Annotated in this window: 1 protein-coding gene; it reads left to right on the top strand. The window is 54.1% G+C overall.

Going from position 1 to position 2,222, the window contains the following annotated elements; all coding sequences use genetic code 11:
• Positions 1-163 precede the first annotated feature (163 nt).
• A partial coding sequence (gene glnE, locus ACWA6V_RS20835; RefSeq protein WP_449524283.1) for a bifunctional [glutamate--ammonia ligase]-adenylyl-L-tyrosine phosphorylase/[glutamate--ammonia-ligase] adenylyltransferase occupies positions 164-2,222 on the top strand: 2,059 nt, incomplete at its 3' end.

The raw sequence follows: 2,222 nt of genomic DNA, 5'->3' as shown, positions 1-2,222 counted from the left end.
TTGAGGTTGCAGAGCAGGTGCGTAATTTGGTGGATTGGATTGAGCAGAATGTGGGGCGGATAAATTTGGGTTAGCGCCCTTATGCGCTCACGATCTGCTGCTAGTATTCCCCTATTAATCCAATAACCGCGCCCCCTAATAACTGCGATAGAGTCCTGCGTTTATGTTGAATTTTTCCACAATCCCCGCCGAGTTACATGCCGCCGCCCAGCGTTACTGGGATCAATTTGAAGCTGCCCTTCAAAGTCAGAACCTTCCGCATCCGCGCGATTTGTTGCCATCATCGGTTACCGCTGACGAGTTTTTTCGCCAATTGACGCGCGCGTTTGTGGCGAGTGAATTTATTGCCAAGACATCAGCGCAGCGGCCGCAGTATTTAATCGAGCTGGTGCAATCCGGTGTGCTGTTTGAGGAGCAGACGGATGCGCATTTGGATGCATTCGCGGCAGCGGTTAATGCGTGCAATACCGATGCGGAGTTGGATAAATGCCTGCGGCAACAGCGGCAAATGGCGATGATCCGGATTATCTGGCGCGACTTGAACCGCGTTGCGGATATGCGCGAGGTGACGGCGGAGCTGTCGCGCTTTGCGGATAAATCCATTTTGCTCGCGGCGGAGTTTCACTATCGCGCGCTGGAAAAAATGTATGGCACGCCGATTGGGCGCGAATCGAATTTGGCGCAGCCGTTTATGGTGTTGGGCATGGGTAAATTGGGGGCGGGCGAATTGAATGTCTCCTCGGATATCGACCTGATTTTTACGTTTCCTGAAGGTGGCGAAACCAATCATGCAAGCCGTGCGATTAGCAATCAGGAATTTTTTATCAAGCTTGGGCAAAAGCTGATTAAAAGTTTGGATACAGTGACTGCTGACGGGTTTGTTTTTCGCGTGGATAAGCGTTTGCGCCCGCACGGCCAGAGCGGTGCTTTGGCGATGAGCTTTGTGGGCATGGAGGACTATTACCAGACTCAAGGGCGCGAGTGGGAGCGCTACGCGATGATTAAGGCGCGCACCGTGGCCATGGCGGGTGGCGAAGGTCAAATCGCTGCGCGCAAATTGCTGGGCAAAATGTTGCAGCCGTTTACCTATCGCCAATACATCGATTTCAGCGCAATTGAATCGCTGCGTGAAATGAAAGGGTTAATTGCGCGGCAAGTGCAGCGCAAAGGCATGAATCTCGATGTGAAATTGGGCGAGGGCGGCATCCGCGAAGTGGAATTTGTGGTGCAGGTGTTCCAATTAATTCGCGGCGGGCGCGATGCGCGTTTGCGCAAACGCAAAGTGCCAGTGCTGCTGCCATTTTTGGAGCAAGAAAATTATTTGCCTCCGGGTGCGGGTTCGGCATTGCTTGAGGCCTATATTTTCCTGCGCAATACCGAGCATGCAATCCAAGGCTATCAGGATAAGCAAACCCAATCCTTGCCGGTTGATCCTATCGGCCAATTGCGCCTTGCCTGGGCGATGGGTTTTGAAAATTGGGACAGTTTTTTTACGACGCTGAGTGGCTATCGCCAGCGCGTAAATACGGAGTTTAAATCGGTGATTGCAGCGCCCGATGAGGAAGATACGGTCGATCAAAAGGCCTTGGCGTTTTGGATGGGGTTGTGGGAGGGCAGCCTGCAGGGTGAGGATGCGGTTCATGCATTGACCGCGCGCAATATCGAGGGGCCGGAAGCGCTGCTGAAAAATCTCGCCGATTTGCGCGAAGGGCGCGCGGTATTATCGATGCAGGCCAGCAGCCGCACACGGCTTGATGCGTTTGTCCCGCGTTTATTGCAAGTGATTGTGCATGAGGCTTTTGGCCCCAAGTTGCCGATTACGATCGCCGAGACCTTTGCGCGCATCGTGCCGCTGATTGAAGCTGTCGCACGGCGCAGTGCCTATTTAGTGCTGTTGGTGGAGAACCCGACTGCCGTGCAGCAGTTGGTAAAACTCTGTGCGGCCAGCCCCTGGATCGCCGACCAGATTGCGCAATATCCGGTGCTGCTCGACGAGCTGCTAACGCCGGAAAGTTTATACACCCCGCCCGATAAAGAACTGCTGCGCGATGAATTGCGCCGCGATGTACTGCGTTTGAATTGGGATGATCTTGAAGGGCACATGGAGGCGCTGCGCTACTTCCGTTCGGCGCATGCACTGCGCGTATCGGCAAGTGAAGTGGCGGGTGTGTTGCCGCTGATGAAGGTGAGTGATTACCTCACCTGGATTGCCGAGGTAGTGC

The sequence above is a fragment of the Cellvibrio sp. genome, assembly GCF_053579595.1.
The sequence above is the reverse complement of the archived record's forward strand: the minus strand, read 5'-3'. Positions and strand labels throughout refer to the sequence as shown.